Consider the following 15648-nt stretch of genomic DNA (forward strand, 5'->3'; position numbering starts at 1 on the left):
CCCCGCCGGGTTCTTCGGATGCGGGGGCGGGACCGGCCTCGGCCGGCCCGCCGGTGACGTCGGATCCGCCGGCCTCGCCCGGGGCGCCGGGCTCACCGGCGGCGCCAGGCACGACGGGGGCCTCCGGCTCGTCGGTGACTTCGGGCTCGTCGGGAGCGTCGGGCGACAGCGGCGGCGCGGTGGCGAGCGCGTCGAGCAGCCCGTCCTCGCTGACGTCCTCGCCGTCGAGGTTGCCCACCACGCGGCCGTCCTTGAGGATGACCACCCGGTCCGATCCCTCGATGAGCTCCTCCAGGTCGGAGGTGATGAGCAGCACGCCGAGTCCCTCGGCGGCGAGTTCGTCGATGAGGGACTGCACCTCCGCCTTGGCGCCGACGTCGATGCCGCGGGTCGGTTCGTCGAGCAGCAGCACCTTGGGGCTGAGGCACATCCAGCGGGCGAGCAGCACCTTCTGCTGGTTGCCCCCCGACAGGTCGCTCACCTTCTGGTCGGGGCCGGACGCCTTGATCCGCAGCCGCTCCATGAAGAAGCGCACGACCTCGTCCTGTTTGGACTGGGAGACCAGTCCGGCGCGCGACAGCCGTGGCAGCGCGGCGAGCGAGATGTTCTCGCGCACCGACAGGTTGGGGATGATGCCCTCGGCCTTGCGGTCCTCGGCGAGCATCACCACGCCCGCCCTGATCGACGCGGCGGGGCTGCGCCGGTGCAGCGGCCGTCCCTCGACCTCGACGCTCCCGGTGTCGGTGCCGAGCGCGCCGACGATCGCCTTGGCCGTCTCGCTGCGTCCGGCGCCCAGCAGCCCGCCCAGGCCCACGACCTCGCCCGGGTGGATGTCGAGCGAGACGTCGTGGAGCCGGTGGCGGACCGTCAGGTTCCGTGCGGCCAGCAGGGGTTGGCCGTCCCGCCGCTCATGGCGGTCGGTGTCGAAGGCCGTGGTGCCCTTCTCCCGCACCGTGGCCATCTCCCGGCCGAGCATCAGTGAGATGAGCCGCAGCCGCTCCAACCGGGCGATCTCGCCGGTGTGGACGACCTCGCCGTCGCGCATCACGGTGACCCGGTCGCAGATCGCGTACAGCTCGTCGAGGCGGTGGCTGACGTAGACGACCGCGATGCCCTGCTCCTTGAGGCCGCGGATGACCGAGAACAGCGTCTCGACCTCGCGCGGTTCCAGGGAGGAGGTGGGCTCGTCCATGATGACCACGCGGGCGTCGATCTGGACGGCGCGGGCCAGCGCCACCATCTGCTGGGCGCCCAGGCCCAGGGTGCGCAAGGGCCGGGTGACGTCGACGTCGACGCCGTAGCGGCCGAGCACCTCGGTCGCCTCCCGGTTCATCCGGCCCACGTCGACCAGCCCGAACCGCCGCGGCTCGCGGCCGAGATACAGGTTCCGGGCGACCGACATCAGCGGGACGAGGTTGACCTCCTGGTAGATCGTGGAGATCCCGGCGGCCTGCGCCTCCAGCGGGTTGCGGAAGTCGCGTGCGCGGCCCTCCAGCTCGACCCGGCCCCGGTCGGGGTGGTACACCCCGGTGATCACCTTGATCAGGGTCGACTTGCCCGCGCCGTTCTCGCCGATCAGCGCGTGGACCTCGGCGGGCCGCAGGGAGAAGTCGACGTCGCGCAGCGCGTGCACGCCCGCGAAGCTCTTGTGCACCCCCGAGACCTCCAGCACGGAGTCGCCGCGGGGGTCGGGGTCCTGCTGGACCATGGTGGTTCTCCGCCTCCTCGTACGGGGCCGCCGGCCGGCCGCCCTGGCACCGGGCTCCGGGCCGGAGGGGGCAGCGCGCTGCCGCGTCCTCCGGCCCGGGGGTCCGCCGGTGCGACGGTCAGTAGACGAGGCCCTGGGCCAGGGCCTGCTTGGCGTTGTCCGCGGTGAAGTGACCGTCCTTGATGATCACCTTGTCCTGCACGCCGGTCGTGCCGTAGAAGTTCTGCAGCGACTGGAAGGCGAGCGGGCCGAACCGCGGGTTGGTCTCGATGTCGGCGACGGCCAGGCCGCTGGCGACGTTCTGGACCATCTGCTGGATGCCGTCGATGGTGACGATCTTGACGTCCTTGCCGGGGGTCTTCCCGGCCGACCGGATCGCCTGGATCGCGCCGAGCGCCATCTCGTCGTTCTCCGCGTACACCGCGTTGATGTCGGAGTGCGCCTGGAGCAGCTGCTCCATCACCTTCTGGCCGTCGGTCTGGGCGAAGTTGCCGGTCTGCGACGCGACGATCTTCATGTTCGGGTACTTCGCCTTGACCTGGTCCTGGAAGCCCTTGGTCCGGTCGGTGGTGACGTTGTTGCCGGGCGTTCCGGTCAGGATCGCCACGTGCGCGTTGCCGCCGGTGGCGGTGTTCAGGTCGTCGGCGGCGATCTGCGCCTGGCCGTAGAAGTTCGAGCCGATGAAGGCGATGAAGTCGGTGCAGGCGGTGCCGGTGACCGTGCGGTCGATGGTGAGCACCGGGATCTTCTTCGACTTGGCCTCGGCGAGCGCGGGACCCAGGCCGTCGGAGTTCTCCGGCGCGACGATCAGGACCTTGGCGCCCTGCGCGATCATGTCCTGGATCTGCGAGTTCTGCGCGTTGACGTCCGCGTTGGCGTTGCGCTCGATGAGCTTGACGCCGAGCCGCTTGGCCTCGTTCTCGATGCTCTTGGTCTCCGTGGCGCGGAACGGGTTGCTGGTCGACTCCGACTGGGAGAAGCCGACGACCGTCTTGCCGTCGGTGATGTTCAGCTTCGGGACGCCGCCGGCGTATCTGTCGGACGTGCACGCCGGGCCCGTGGCGCTGTCGGTGGGCGTCGCCACCTGCTGGGCCGCCGCGGTGTTGTCCGAAGCGCTGCTGGTCGGCGATTTCGACGAGTCGTTACCGGAGTTGGTGCAGGCGGCGGCCGACAGGCACAGGCCGGCCGTGATCATCGCGGCCGCCACGGCCTTGGCACGGGGAAGGGTCTTCATGCGCCGATCACATCCTCGGGGGCAGTGAAGGGTCTGGGTGAGGGTGCGGGGAGCAGTCGCTGACCGCCCGCGCTGTTTCCAACGTTGTAGAGACCCTGAGGCAACGGCAGGACCCTGTCAAGCGTCCGTGCAGAATTCCTACCCGGCGGTCAGAAGGCCCCGTCCGGCGGCCAGTTGGCCCCCTGTGCACCTCTCCCACCGAGAGTCACAGGTGAGAGGTACCGCCAACACCCTTACGGGCGTGGGAGGGCGGCGCGACCCGCACTCCGGGCGCGGAAGTACCCGCCGCGGGTCTGGACAACGCCGCACCGGGCGTGCTGTCATTCCGGTGCTTTCCAACGTTGTTACTTGAGGGCCGAGAGAGCCGCCGCGGTATCCCAGCGATCCGCGCTCGACGTCCTCGCAGACGATCACCCGGCGTCCGCCACCGAGCGGTGCCGCCGGCCGAGGACAGGAGTCCGGTCCGCCATCGAACAGGTGGCGGCCGTACGGCTGTTCGCGGCCGGGCTGTTCGCGGTACGGCTGTCACGAGCAGCCGTACCCGCACGGCCGTGTGCCGCCGGCCCGTCCGGCGGTCGCACGACGGCGCGCGGCGGTTCACCGATCGATCCTGCGCGTACGCGGCAGCGCCCGTGACGCAGCCGCCCCTTGCCGCTCCCCCGCGGCACTCCCTCCCGGCCCAGCCGGGTCTCCGCTTCTCCCCGCTCTCCCCCGCCGATGCGCCGCGCGTCATCGGCTTCTCCCGGATCCCCCCATGCTCTGCCCCGTCGGATCGCCCGCCCGGGCCGTGCGCGGCCGCCTCGTCGCGTCCGGACCTCACCGCTCCCGCCCGGCCGGCGATCAGAGCCGTCCCACCCCGACGCCGCCCGCCGGCATGCCCGCCGGCCCGTCGGCGTGACGTTCCAGGAGGTCTTCGCATGTCCGAAAGCTCCACGCCGTCCACCGCTCCCGGCGCCGAGGACGAGACCCGCGGCGACGCGGCGGGCGTCAGCCGCCGCGGGCTGCTGGCCCGGTCCGGCGCCGTCGGCCTCGGCGCGGCCGGTGCCGCGCTGCTGCCCGGCGCGGTCACCGCCGCACGGGCCGCGGCGCCCGCCGGCACCGCCGGCGCCTCCCCCGACGCGGCGGGCGCGCCGCCGCTGCCCGCCTTCGACCCGATCCGCCCGCCGGCCGTGCCGCTCGCGGTGCGCTCGCCCTACCTGAGCACCTGGATGCCGGCCGACGTGCCGTCCGGGCACTGGCCGACGTTCTGGACCGGCCGGGTGACCGCGATGACCGGCATCGCGGTGATCGACGGCGTGAACTACCTCTTCCTCGGCGCACCCAACGTGCCGGACCACCCGCTGCCCCGCGGCCTGGTCCAGCGCTCCCTCCAACTCACCGCGACCCGCTCGGTGTTCACGCTGGAGGGCGGCGGGGTGCGGATGACGCTCACCTTCCTGTCGCCGGTGGAGCCGGGCGACCTGCGCCGCCAGTCGATGCCGATGTCGTACCTGACCGCCGAGGTGCGCTCGATCGACGACGCGGCCCACCATGTCGCGCTGTACTTCGACATCTCCGGCGAGTGGGCGCACGGCAACTCGGGGACGAAGATCCGCTGGGCGCAGGAGCAGGTCGCGGGCGCGGGCTCCGGACCGAGCCTGACATCGTTGTCCTTCACTCCGGACAGCCCGCAGGTGCTCCAGGAGAACGCCGACACCGCATCGTGGGGCACGGTGGTGTGGTCCGCCGCGAACCAGCCGGGCCTCACCTGGCAGATCGGCGCGGACACCGTGGTGCGCCCGGCCGCCCTGGCGGACGGCAGGCTGGGCGACACCTCGGACTCCGGCCAGCCGCGGGCGATCAACGACCGCTGGCCGGTGTTCGCCTTCCACTTCGACCTCGGCAGCGTGACCGGGGCGCCGCGCACCGCGGAACTGTCGGTCGGCCACGTCCGCGAGCCCGCGGTGAGCTACCTGGGCGCGCCGCTCCCGCCGCTGTGGCGGTCCTACTGGTCGTCGTGGCAGGACATGGCGGCGTTCTTCCACGCCGACGCCGGTGCGGCGCGCGGCCGCACGGACGCGCTCGACCGGCGGATCCAGAAGGACGCGACGGCGGCCGGCGGCCCCAAGTACGCGGCGCTGTGCGCGCTCGCGCTGCGGCAGGCGTACGGCGGCACCGAACTGGTCAGCCGCGACGGCAAGCCCTGGGCGTTCCTGAAGGAGATCTCCTCCGACGGCAACGTCTCGACGATCGACGTCACGTACCCGGCGATGCCGGCCTTCCTGTACACCGACCCCGAATATCTGCGGCTGCTGCTCGAACCGATGCTGGACTATCCGGAGAACGGCGGCTGGCCCAAGGAGTTCGCCGAGCACGACCTCGGCTCCAGCTATCCCAACGCCGCGGGCCACAACGACGGCAACGAGGAGGACATGCCCGTCGAGGAGTCGGCCAACATGCTCCTGATGACGGCGGCCTACCTGACGCGTGCCGACGCGGCCGCGGCCAAGGAGTTCGCCACCGCGCACTACACGATCCTGCGGCAGTGGGCCGACTACCTGGTCGCCAACGCGCTCGACCCGGGCTACCAGAACCAGACGGACGACTTCACCGGCTTCATCGCGCACAGCGCGAACCTCGCGCTCAAGGGCATCGTGGCGATCGGCGCGATGGGTGTCGTGGCCACGGCCGCGGGCAACGCCACGGACGCGACGCGGTACCGCGCGACCGCCCGCGACTACGCCGCCCAGTGGGTCGGCAAGGCGCAGGACACCACCCCGGACCACCTCAAGCTCGCCTACGACCAGCCCGGCACGTGGAGCCTGAAGTACAACGGCTACCCCGACGCGCTGCTCGGCCTGGGCCTGGTCCCGGCGTCCGTCGCCAAGGAGGAGGGCGACTGGTACCTGACGCAGGTCAACCAGTTCGGCATCCCCCTCGACCCGCGCCACTCGTACACCAAGGGCGACTGGGAGATGTGGACCGCCGCGTGGCTGCGCGGGCACCCGGTCAGCCGCATCCTGATCGACACGCTCTACGACTTCGCGACGGCCACGCCCAACCGGATCCCGTTCACCGACCTCTACGACACGGTGTCCGCCAACCAGACCGGCTTCCAGGCCCGCCCGGTCGTCGGCGGCATCTTCGCCCTCCTCAGCCTCGGCAGGTAACCCTGCCCAGGGAGCGCTGCCCGAGGGAGCGCTCCCCGAGGTGCGTCCCGTACCCGCCCCCCGCTCGCCGGGGGCGGGTACGGAGTCGTCCCAGGGGCACGGGGCGGACACGGCCCAGCGGCACGGGGCGGTCACGGCCGCCGTGACGCGCCGTTCGGCCGCCGGATAATGCGTCGCCGGGGCAGGAGCGGGACGGAGATACTTCGTCGTCATGAAGCGTGACGACGAAACGGGCGACATGGCGGGCAACCCGGCGCTGCGGCGGGTGCTGAGCCGTCCTCATGGGCCGGAGCTGCTGGAGCTGATGGCCGAGGACCTGTCCGGCGGCGATCTGACGACGCTGCTGCTCGAGGTGTTCCGGCGCCGGGCGGACCGCATCGCTCCGGCGCAGGTGATGCGGCGCTACCGCACCGACCGGTTCGTGGCGCCGGCGCCGGCGGACTTCACCGCGCTTCGGCGCACCGAGAACGCCCTGGTGGGCGCGTTGCCCGCGGGCTTCGAGATGCTGACGCTCGCGCCCGTCCTGCCGCTGGCCGCGCACTCCGCCGTCGCGAGTGTCGACCCGCGCAAGGTGATCGCGACGGTCCGCGGCAGCGAGGTCGCCGCCGACCCGACGAACGCGCTGGCCCTCGAGGCGTCGTCACGGCGTGCCCTGGCCCTGGCCGAGGACCCGCGCTCCCCCGCGCCGGTCCGGCTCGCGGCGAGTCAACGCGTCACCCGCGCGCAGCACTTCGACGCCCCGGGCATGCTCGCCCACTTCCAGATCTTCGGTCTCGTGACGGCCGGCCGTGACACCGGCAGCCGCGCCTTCGAGCAGCAGCACCTCTCCGAGCATCTGCGGTTCGCCGCGCGCGCCCTGTCCGCCGCCGGGGCGCGGCGCACCCGGATCCGGCTCACCTGCCTGGACGACGCGCACCGCCCCGTCGTCGACCGGGTACGAGCGGAACTCGCCGCACTCCCGGACGTCTCCGTGACCGAGGACCCCGAGCGCGATGCCGGAAGCTACTACACGGGAGTCTGCTTCAAGATCTTCGCCGGCGTCGGCGACGCGTACCGAGAGGTCGGCGACGGCGGCTTCGTCGACTGGAGCCGGCTCCTCACCGGCAACCGCAAGGAACGCCTCCTGATCAGCGGTTTCGGCGTCGACCACATGGCCGAGTACCTGGCGTCTCCGACCGCCGGCTAGGCCACCGCGCCGGACGGGACTGCCCTGTGCGGGGTGCGACGCGATGGAGCGGGAGCTGTCAGTGGGGGCGTATAGCGTGCGCGGATCGACTCGTGCGACGCGATGGGGGATGCGGGGATGGAGTTCCGGATCGAACGAGGTGCGCTCGCGGAGGCCGTGGGCTGGGCGGCCAGGTCGCTGCCCGCACGGTCGCCCGTGCCGGTGCTGGGCGGCTTGATGCTGGACGCCGGGGACGGGCGGCTGCGTATCTCGGGCTTCGACTACGAGGCGTCCGCGACCATCGAGGTCCCGGCGGAGGCACCCGTCGCCGGCCGGGTGCTCGTGCTCGGGCGCCGGCTCCTGGACATCTGCCGGGTACTGCCCGATGCGATGGTGGCGTGCGCGCTGGAAGGTACGCGCTTCACGATGGAGGGCGGAGGTACGCGCTTCGGGCTCTCGACCCTGCCCGTCCAGGAGTATCCGGTCCTTCCCGAACTTCCGCCGTTTCGCGGCACGCTGGATGCGAGCCTGTTCGCCGCGGCGGTCGCGCAGGTGGTGACGTCCGCCGGCCGTGACGACTCCCTCCCGGTCCTCACGGGCATCCACCTCCGGTTGGACGGCGAGTCCCTGACCCTGGCCGCCACCGACCGCTACCGGTTCGCCGTGCGCACGGTGCCGTGGAAGCCGGAGGGACCGGAGGCCGACGCGGTCGAGGTGGTGGTTCCCGGCCGCAGGCTGACCGAGATCTCCCGCGCGCTCGCGAAGTCGGGGCTGATCCGTGTCGGGCTGAACGGCACTGTTCGCGCCGGCGGTCCGGGTGGCTCGGGCGGCCCGGGTGGTGGCCTGATCGCGTTCGAGGGAGACGGGATGCGGACGACGCTGCGCCTGCTGGAGGGGCGGCTGCCGCGCTACGGCAAGGTGTTCACGCTGGAGAGCCCGGCGGTCGCCGTCGTCGAGCGCGAGGCGCTCGCCGACGCGGTCCGCCGTGTCGCGGTCGTCGCCGAACCGAACAGCCCGATCCGGCTCGACTTCTCGACCCGGGGAACCGTCCTCCTGCAGGCGGGGTACGAGGACGACGTCGCGTCGCAGCGACTCGCGGCCACCTTGACCGACTCCGGCGACCTGGCGCTCGCCTTCGACCCCACCTACCTGCTGGACGCGCTCACCTCCCTCACCGCCTCCCGGGTCCGCTTCGAACTCCTGGGCCCCGGCCAGCGCGCCCTCCTCAGCGGCGTCCCGGACGAGGCCGACGCGGGGGCGGGCGAGGACCACCGCCATCTCCTCATGTCCGTCCGGCAACTGAGCTGACGAGGTCCGGGCGGGCGCCCCGTCGCGTGGACCGGACGGCGATCACCGACGGGCCGTCGGCCCGGAGCGGTCGAGCCGGTGGTGTCGGAGGTGTCGGAGGTGCTCCCTATGCTCGGGTCATGAGCATTCAGCGCATGGACAACGTCGGCATCGTCGTCGACGACCTCGACGCCGCGGTGGCGTTCTTCACCGAACTCGGTATGGAGCTGGAAGGCAGGATGCCGATCGAGGGACGCTGGGCGGGGAACGTCGTCGGACTCCGCGACATGCGGAGCGAGATCGCGATGATGCGGATCCCCGGCGGCGTCCCGGGCCGGCTGGAGCTGGCGACGTATCACGCTCCGCGGGCGATCGTCCCCGACCCGGAGGTCACCCCGGCGAACACGCGGGGCCTGCACCGCGTCATGTTCGCCGTCGACGACATCGAGGACACCCTCGCGCGCCTCCGGCCGCACGGCGCCGAACTCGTCGGCGAGGTGACGCGTTTCGAGGACAGCTACCTGCTCTGCTACCTCCGCGGGCCGAGCGGGATCATCCTCGCGCTGGCCGAGCAGCTCAGCTGACCGGACGCCGGGGAGCGCGCCGGGCCACGCGCAGGACGCTGAGGTAGCGGCGCGGCGCACGGTCGCCCATGTGCGTGCGGATGCGCTCGGCGACCGCGTCGAGCAGGGGCTCGCGCACCCCGGGGTCCAGCTTCCGGTACACCGAGGTGGTGCGGAGGAGGTCGGCGAAGCCGGTCCCGTCGAACCACTGGACCGTCGGTTGCCAGCGGACGATCGGGGCGCCGAACAGGGCGCCGGGGCCGTCGGCCGTCCCCCAGCCCTCTCCGCCGGCCCGCACGTCGTCCTCGAGCGGCGGATGTCCCCAGTCGGGGTTGCCGGGCGCGAAGCGTTCATGGAGGTCCGCGGTCTCGGCGTAGACCTCGGTCTCCCCCGGCCGGCGCACGACGACATGGCCGAGGAGCGCCATCCATCCGCCGGGGCCGAGCACGTCGTGCGCGCGCCGCCAGCCGATCTCCGGGTCGACCCAGTGCCAGGACGACGCCGCCACGACCGCACCGAAGTGGCGCCCGCGGGCGTCCCAGTCCTCGAACGTCGACGTCTCGATGGTGACGTCACGGAGGCCGGCGGTACGGCGACGGGCGAGCGCGGCCATCGCCGTCCCGGGTTCGACGGCGGTCACCCGCCAGCCGAGCGCGGCGAGCGAGCGCGTGGCCTGGCCGGTGCCGCACCCGATCTCCAGCACGGGCGCCGACCCGTCCAGCCCGGTGACGGCGGCGAGACCGGCGAACAGCTCGTCGGGGTATCCGGGCCTGAGGCGGTCGTACAGCTCGGGCACGTCGTTGAACACCCGGCCGAGACGCCGGGCGCCCGAACGGTCCGCATGGTGGGGGGAGTTCGCACGGTGCGGGCTGTCCTGCGGGTCGTCGGTCACGGTGCCCACGCTACGAGGCCGGCCCGCCGGCCCGCCACCGTGCCCGCGGCCTCAGGCCGCGGGCGGGGACGTGGACTCGCGGGCGATGAGGGTGTAGCCGGGCTGGATACGCTCGGGGCTCATCTGGGGGGCGCCGGTGAGCCGCCCCACGACGCGTTCGACGGCGAGGCGGGCGATCGCCTGCTTGTCCGGGGAGACGGTGGTGAGCGCGATGGTCGAGAAGCGGCCCTCCTCCACGTCGTCGAAGCCGACGACGGAGACGTCCTGCGGGACGCGCAGGCCGCGCTCGACCAGGGCCCGCATCGCGCCGAGCGCCATCAGGTCGTTGTAGGCGAAGATCGCGTCCGGCCGCTCGCCGCGGTCCAGCAGGGCGTTCATCGCGGCGGCCCCGTCCCAGCGGCCGTAGCCGTCGGTCGCGGCCACCAGGTCCTCGCCGCACGGCAGTCCGGCCTCGGACAGTTCCTCGCGCCAGCCGCGCAGGCGCAGGTGGGCGGGGCGCCGGGCCATCTCCCGGCGGGCGCCGATGAAGGCGATCCTGCGGCGGCCGAGGCCGGTGAGGTGGCGGACGGCGGTGCGGGCCGCCGCCACGTTGTCGATGGCGATCTGGTCGTACGGCGCGTCGTACTCGCGCTCGCCCAGCAGCACCAGCGGTGCGTCGTCGCGGCGGCCGAGCAGATCGGAGGTCTCCAGCTCGATCGGGCTCAGGATGAGCCCGTCGATGACGTGGGCCCGGAATCCCTGGGTGACCAGGACCTCCTTCTCGCGCTGGCCCGCCGTGTGGTCCATCAGCACGGTGTAGTCGTGGCGGGCGGCCGCGTCGATCACCGCGCCGGCCAGCTCCGCGAAGTACGGGTTGCCCAGCTCGGGCACGGCCAGCGCGATGATGCCGGTCCGGCCCTTGCGCAGATGGCGGGCCGTCAGGTTCGGCCGGTAGCCCAGCTCGTCGATGGCCCGCTGGACCCGTTCGCGCATCCCCGGGGTGACGTGCGGGTAGTTGTTGACCACGTTGGAGACGGTCTTGACGGACACGCCGGCCAGCTGCGCGACGTCTTTCAGGCTGGCGCCCACGGAGTTCCTTCCCTCGGGGTCCGTACGTCGAGGCACGGCGGTCCACCACTCAGGCTTTACAACGTTATATAGCCCCATCCGGCCACCGCAAGCCCCGGACGGCGGGTTCTCCTCGCAGGTGACGCGGACACGACGACCTGTGGACCGGGGCACTTCGCTGACGTCCCACCAGGCACAGAAGAACACCGGAAAGCCCTCGGCCCCTTCTCCGCCAGGTCCTGGCGCCCACGTTTTATAACGTTGAACTCCCGCCTGCCCCGACCTTGTCCACCCCGCCCACCTCGCCGGAGGTCGGAGGATTACGCGGTCGACTGTACGGGGTAAAGGCAGCCCGATTTCACGGAACGGCCGGGCACCTCCCGGTGTCTCCCGGCACTTGCCGGCATCGGCGGGCATGACCCGCCGGCGTGCTCGGCCGGCCCGCCCCGCCCGGTTCAGGGCAGCGTCACCACCGATGCGGTGGTGCGGGCCTGCTCCGCGGCCCAGACGACGCGGTGGCTGGCGAGCGACGTGGCGGCGTCGGAGGTGAGAAGGCGCGCGTCCCCGTGGGCGACGGCGGCCAGGAAGGCGGCGACAAGCCCCTCGTCGCCTCCTCCGTGGCCGTCCGCGGCGGAGGCGCCCGCGGTCACCCGGGTGTCGACCACGGACTCGGCGCCGGTGCGGAAGTCGGTGCGGGTGAGCGTGACGCCGTCGCCGTCGAGGTAGCCGTGGGTGCCGAGCAGCCGGGTCCTGCGGTGGCCCATGGGTGTGAACGCGGACATGGTGAACGAGCAGGTGGCGCCGTCGTCGAACTCCATGGCCACCACCTGGTGGTCGACCACGTCGTTGTCGCAGGCGTACACGCAGCGCCCGTAGGGGCCGGTGCGCAGCGCCTCCGTGACACCCCTCTCGGTGAGGTCCTCGGTGACGGCGGACAGCGGCCAGAAGTGCTGTTCGGGATCGGCGAGGCAGCCGAGGTAGAGGCGCTTGGCGGAGTACGGGCAGGTGCTCTCGACGGCGCAGTCCGTGCAGCGGGTGCCGGCACCTTCGGGCGCCGACTCGGGACGGAAGTGGGTGAGTCCGCCGAACGAGCTGACGCGGCGCGGCACGCGGCCGAAGAGGTACACCAACCAGTCGATGTCGTGGCAGGACTTGGTGAGGAGCATCGGCGCCGAGGTGTCCGCGCGGCGCCAGTTGCCGCGCACGAAGGAGTGGGCCTGGTGCCACCAGCCGACCGGCTCCAGGTGCTGGACGCTCACCAGCCGGCCGATCGCGCCCTCGTCGAGCAGGTGCTTGAGCGCGCGGGTGTAGGGCGTGTAGCGCAGCACATGGCAGACGGCGAGCATGATGCCGTTGCGTTCGGCGGCCGCCGCGATCTCCGCGGCCTCCTCCTCGGTGGGTGCCATGGGCTTCTCCAGCAGCAGGTGGTGGCCCAGGTCCGCGAGCGCGACGGCGGGCTCGCGGTGCAGCCGGTCCTGCGTGGCGACGATCGCGGCCTCCGCGAACCGCCCGGCGGCGGCGAGTTGGGTCCAGTCCGCGTACACGCGGTCCGGCGGCACGCCGAACTCCCGCGCCGCGGCGGCCCGCCGCGCCGGGTCGGGCTCGGCGAGCGCGACCACCCGGCCCGTGCCGGCGGCCACCGCGTGGCGGGCGTACGACCGGCCGCGCATGCCGGCCCCGACGAGGGCAAGCGTCACTTCGGACATGGCGTCCCCTTCCGTGAGTGGTGGTGTCGCGCGCGACGGCGCCCGCCCTGCCGGGTGCTCGGGGCACGCGGTGCCCCACGATCCCGGCCCGCCCCGGCGTGGGGTACGGGGCCGGGGCCGTGGAACGGGATCAGCTGCCCAACCGGGCACGCAGGCCCGGCTGGAGCAGGTCGGCGTGCGCCTCGACCATGGCATCGCACAGCTCCCAGATCCGCGGCACGGGCAGGGCCGCGGCGGTGGCGGGATCGGTCATCAGTGCCTGCCTGACGTATCGCGGCTCGTCCTCCAGGGCCGCCCTGACGACCAGGTCGTTCATGCTCAGGTAGGTGCGGTTGAGTGCGGCGCACTGCGGCGGAAGGTCACCGACCGCCGTCGGCTGGACGCCCGACGCGTCGACCAGGCACGGCACTTCGACGGTGCCGCCGGCCGGAAGGTTGCCGATCAGGCCCCGGTTGGGCACGTTGCCGTAGACCGTGCGCGGGGTGCCGGTGACGATGCTGTGCACGACCTGTGGTGCGTACTCCATCGTGCCGGCCACCGGGAGCGGCGTGCCGTCGCGCAGCGCGTCGCGGGTCTTCTCGTACTCGGCGACGTTCTCGTCGACGATGCCCAGGTACGCGCCGACCGGCAGCCGCAGCCGCTCCACCTCGTCGGCGTGGCCGAGGTACCAGGGCACGTACTCGGAACTGTGCTCGCTGGTCTCGGTCGGGTAGTGGCCCAGCCTGCGGTACATGTCGACCCTCACCCGGCGGCGCAGTTCGGGGTCGCGCGCGATGAGGTCGTCCAGGACCGGGTACAGGCTGCGGCCCTGGTGCTCGAAACGCAGCACCCACGCCTGGTGGTTGACGCCCGCGGCCAGGTAGTTGACCTCCTCGTAGGGGACGCCGACCAGTTCGGTGAGGTCGCGCATGGTCCAGTAGACGGAGTGGCACAGGCCCACCACCCGGGTCAGGCCGGTGGCCTGCGCGAGGTACTGGACGTTCATCGCCATCGGGTTGGTGTAGTTGAGCAGCCAGGCGTCGGGGCAGAGTTCGGCGATGTCCGCGCCGAGGGCCCTCAGCAGCGGGAAGGTGCGCAGGGCGCGGAACACGCCGCCGACGCCGAGTGTGTCGCCGATGGTCTGGCGCACTCCGAAGCGGGCCGGGACCTCGAAGTCGGTGCGGGTGGACGCGCGCATGCCGACCTGGACGATGTTGATCACGAAGTCGGCGCCGTCCAGGGCCTGCCTGCGGTCGGCGTGCGCGGTGATCGTGGGTGCGGCGCCGAGGTGGCCCGAGATGTACCGGGCCGCGCCCTCGGCGGTGGCGAGCCGTTCCGCGTCGATGTCGTGCAACGCGATGTGGACGTCCTTGAGCTCGTCGAAGGCGAACAGGTCGGCCAGCAGCCCCTGCGTGAAGACGACGCTGCCTGCGCCGATGAACGCGATCTTGGTGGTGGTCATCACTGGCTCTTTCCGTGGTTCGGGTGCGTGCGGGGGCGGCCGTACCGGGAGGCGGCGCCCGCGGCGGCGGCCCGTGCCTCGTCCCAGGTGGGCTGTGCCGAGGTGCCGCCGAGGGCCCGGGTCGACAGCGCCCCGCAGGCCGCGGCGAGCGCGACGGCCTCGGGCAGCGGCAGCCCGGCGAGCAGCGCGGCGACCATCCCGGCGTCGAAGCTGTCTCCCGCGCCGACGGTGTCGCGCGGCTCGACGGCGGGCGACGGGACGCGCAGCGCCTGGCGGCCGTCGTGGGCGAGGGCGCCTTCGGCGCCGTCCTTGACCACCACCAGCGGGCCCTGCTTCGCCAGGTGCGCGGCCGCGGCGTCCAGGTCGTCGATGCCCGAAAGGGCCCGGGCCTCCTGGGCGTTGGGCAGCAGGATGTCGGTGACGGGCAGCAGCGCGGCGAGCCCGGCCGGGTCCCACTCCCCCGCCGGGTCGTCGTTGGTGTCCAGGGAGGTGGAGGCGCCGCCCGCGCGGGCGGCGGCGAACAACCGGGGCAGTTCGGCGGCGAGTGCCGGCATGAGGAAGTAGGAGGCGGCGTGCACGTGCCGGCAGCGGGCCAGCAGGTCGCCGGGGACGTCCTCGGCGGAGGTGGCGGGGAGCGTGCCGGGCGCGGTGAGGATGGCCCGGTCGTGGTCGCGGTTGAGGACGGCGGTCAGCGGCGAGGGCAGGGCGGGGTCGGTGCGCAGCGCCCGGGTGTCGACGCCCCGCGCGTCGAGCGCGCCGCGCACGTACGCCCCGGTGTCGTCGTCGCCGACACGTCCGGCGAAGGCGACGCGGAGCCCGAGGCGGGCGGCTCCGCAGGCCATGATGGCGGCCGATCCGCCGAGGGTGATCAGGCCGGCGGGAACGAGCTGTTCGCGCTGCCCGAAGGCGAGCGGGCCGGGGAGCGGTCCGAGGACGACGTCGGGGTTGGCGTCACCGACGACGAGCAGGTCGAAGTCGAAGCTGTGCGGCATGCGTGGACTTTCGTGTGTGCGGGCTGCGGCGGGTAGGGCGGGGTGCTGCGGGTCGCGGCGGGGCAGGGGCGGCGCGCGCGATGGGGCGGGTCCCCGGTCACCCCTTGAGACCGCTGGAGGTGATCGACTGGATGAAGGACTTCTGCGCGGCCAGGAACGCCAGCAGCACCGGCAGGACGGTGATGACGTTGCCCGCCATGACCGCGGACCACTTGGTGTGGTGCAGGCCCTGGAAGGTCGTGAGCCCCAGCTGCAAGGTGTAGTGCGAGTCGTGGTTGATGGCGATCAGCGGCCAGCTGAGGTCGTTCCAGGTGGTCAGGAAGGTCAGCACGGCGACCGTGCTCAGCGCGGGCCGGGACAGCGGCAGCACCACGGACCACAGCACCCGCAGCCGCGAGCAGCCGTCGATCCAGGCCGCCTCCTCCAGTTCCCTGGGCAGGGAGAGGAAGAACTGGCGCAGCAGG

12 protein-coding genes are annotated in these 15648 nt (G+C 72.8%); 4 read left to right on the plus strand and 8 right to left on the minus strand.

Going from position 1 to position 15648, the window contains the following annotated elements; all coding sequences use genetic code 11:
• The coding region (locus tag BMW99_RS37895) for an ATP-binding cassette domain-containing protein (RefSeq protein ID WP_245791794.1) at positions 1 to 1708 on the minus strand (1708 nt) is incomplete at its 3' end.
• A gap of 118 nt (positions 1709 to 1826) precedes the next feature.
• Positions 1827 to 2942, minus strand: coding sequence for an ABC transporter substrate-binding protein (locus BMW99_RS37900; RefSeq protein ID WP_069464440.1), 1116 nt, complete (start codon positions 2940 to 2942; stop codon positions 1827 to 1829).
• A gap of 917 nt (positions 2943 to 3859) precedes the next feature.
• On the opposite strand from BMW99_RS37900, the gene BMW99_RS37905 reads away from it, so the two are divergent.
• The 4 genes from BMW99_RS37905 (at position 3860) to BMW99_RS37920 (ending at position 9127) form a co-directional block, all read left to right on the plus strand.
• A complete protein-coding gene (locus tag BMW99_RS37905; protein WP_069464439.1) occupies positions 3860 to 6091 on the plus strand; it encodes a glutaminase family protein in 2232 nt (743 codons plus the stop codon).
• A 211-nt stretch (positions 6092 to 6302) separates the two neighbouring features.
• Positions 6303 to 7277: a hypothetical protein gene (locus BMW99_RS37910; protein WP_218159330.1), complete on the plus strand. Its 975-nt coding sequence runs from the start codon at positions 6303 to 6305 to the stop codon at positions 7275 to 7277.
• Between the two features lie 117 nt (positions 7278 to 7394).
• On the plus strand, positions 7395 to 8564 hold the full coding sequence (dnaN, locus tag BMW99_RS37915; RefSeq protein ID WP_069462794.1) for a DNA polymerase III subunit beta: 1170 nt from the start codon (positions 7395 to 7397) through the stop codon (positions 8562 to 8564).
• A 119-nt stretch (positions 8565 to 8683) separates the two neighbouring features.
• Positions 8684 to 9127 carry a VOC family protein gene (locus BMW99_RS37920; protein WP_069462793.1) on the plus strand — a complete coding sequence of 148 codons (444 nt, stop codon included), beginning with the start codon at positions 8684 to 8686 and terminating at the stop codon, positions 9125 to 9127.
• On the opposite strand, the gene BMW99_RS37925 is transcribed toward BMW99_RS37920, so the two are convergent.
• The 6 genes from BMW99_RS37925 to BMW99_RS37950 all read right to left on the minus strand — a co-directional run.
• Positions 9120 to 9998, minus strand: a complete 879-nt coding sequence (locus tag BMW99_RS37925) for a class I SAM-dependent methyltransferase (RefSeq protein ID WP_245791795.1) — start codon at positions 9996 to 9998, stop codon at positions 9120 to 9122. The genes BMW99_RS37920 and BMW99_RS37925 overlap by 8 nt on opposite strands.
• A gap of 51 nt (positions 9999 to 10049) precedes the next feature.
• Positions 10050 to 11066, minus strand: coding sequence for a LacI family DNA-binding transcriptional regulator (locus tag BMW99_RS37930; protein WP_069462792.1), 1017 nt, complete (start codon positions 11064 to 11066; stop codon positions 10050 to 10052).
• Positions 11067 to 11500: 434 nt separating this feature from the next.
• Complete coding sequence (locus BMW99_RS37935) at positions 11501 to 12751, minus strand: Gfo/Idh/MocA family protein (RefSeq protein WP_069462791.1); 1251 nt, start codon at positions 12749 to 12751, stop codon at positions 11501 to 11503.
• A 130-nt stretch (positions 12752 to 12881) separates the two neighbouring features.
• On the minus strand, positions 12882 to 14192 hold the full coding sequence (gene melA / locus BMW99_RS37940) for an alpha-glucosidase/alpha-galactosidase (RefSeq protein ID WP_069462790.1): 1311 nt from the start codon (positions 14190 to 14192) through the stop codon (positions 12882 to 12884).
• Positions 14192 to 15184, minus strand: a complete 993-nt coding sequence (locus tag BMW99_RS37945; RefSeq protein ID WP_075018377.1) for a carbohydrate kinase family protein — start codon at positions 15182 to 15184, stop codon at positions 14192 to 14194. Before BMW99_RS37945 ends, melA begins: the two co-directional genes overlap by 1 nt.
• 97 nt (positions 15185 to 15281) lie before the next feature.
• The coding region (locus BMW99_RS37950; protein ID WP_143080617.1) for a carbohydrate ABC transporter permease at positions 15282 to 15648 on the minus strand (367 nt) is incomplete at its 5' end.

Source organism: Actinacidiphila rubida, from assembly GCF_900110255.1.
Classification (GTDB): Bacteria; Actinomycetota; Actinomycetes; order Streptomycetales; family Streptomycetaceae; genus Actinacidiphila; species Actinacidiphila rubida.

Excerpts from the sequence above, each read along its gene's own strand:
- BMW99_RS37900 (WP_069464440.1), bottom strand. The coding sequence starts at position 2,942 with ATGAAGACCCTTCCCCGTGCCAAGGCCGTGGCGGCCGCGATGATCACG.
- BMW99_RS37905 (WP_069464439.1), top strand. The coding sequence starts at position 3,860 with ATGTCCGAAAGCTCCACGCCGTCCACCGCTCCCGGCGCCGAGGACGAG.
- BMW99_RS37910 (WP_218159330.1), top strand. The coding sequence starts at position 6,303 with ATGAAGCGTGACGACGAAACGGGCGACATGGCGGGCAACCCGGCGCTG.
- dnaN (WP_069462794.1), top strand. The coding sequence starts at position 7,395 with ATGGAGTTCCGGATCGAACGAGGTGCGCTCGCGGAGGCCGTGGGCTGG.
- BMW99_RS37920 (WP_069462793.1), top strand. The coding sequence starts at position 8,684 with ATGAGCATTCAGCGCATGGACAACGTCGGCATCGTCGTCGACGACCTC.
- BMW99_RS37935 (WP_069462791.1), bottom strand. The coding sequence starts at position 12,751 with ATGTCCGAAGTGACGCTTGCCCTCGTCGGGGCCGGCATGCGCGGCCGG.
- melA (WP_069462790.1), bottom strand. The coding sequence starts at position 14,192 with ATGACCACCACCAAGATCGCGTTCATCGGCGCAGGCAGCGTCGTCTTC.
- BMW99_RS37945 (WP_075018377.1), bottom strand. The coding sequence starts at position 15,184 with ATGCCGCACAGCTTCGACTTCGACCTGCTCGTCGTCGGTGACGCCAAC.